The organism is Bacillus sp. 01N45 (genome assembly GCF_056399205.1).
In genome coordinates, this window is record NZ_JBFTQW010000072.1 from 1 (window position 1) to 376 (window position 376).

The window sequence follows — 376 nt, forward strand, 5'->3', positions numbered from 1 at the left end:
CCCCAAGATCGCCGCTGGTGGCGCGATCGTAGACGGCTTGGCGCATGATCGCGTCTTGACCATCACCGAGCGTTTTCAGGCTCACTTCTGGGTTAGACAGCAACGCTGCGGTGAGAAACTCGTTCCGCGCGCCGAGATCGCCACCCAGCACTCGGCCAAGCAAATCTGGGTCATCGATGACCTGCCGCTTAGCCACGTTCTGCTCGCCGAGCACCGCCTTCGAGCGCGCCTGCCGGGCCTCCTGCAGCGCCTGCTCGACCTGGTACTGCCGGCCAAGCTGGTTGGTGTAGGTGTCCTGGGTGCTACCGAACAGCGCGCTGCCGAGCGCCTGCCCGGCCTGGTATGGATTGGCCATCAGGCAGTCCCCATGGTGAGC

Annotated in this window: 1 protein-coding gene; it reads right to left on the reverse strand. The window is 64.9% G+C overall.

Annotation, left to right across the window (positions count from 1 at the left end):
- Positions 1-355 (reverse strand): hypothetical protein (locus AC1DMU_RS29775; protein ID WP_476941707.1); only part of this gene is annotated, 355 nt, incomplete at its 3' end.
- Between the last annotated feature and the right edge of the window lie 21 nt (positions 356-376).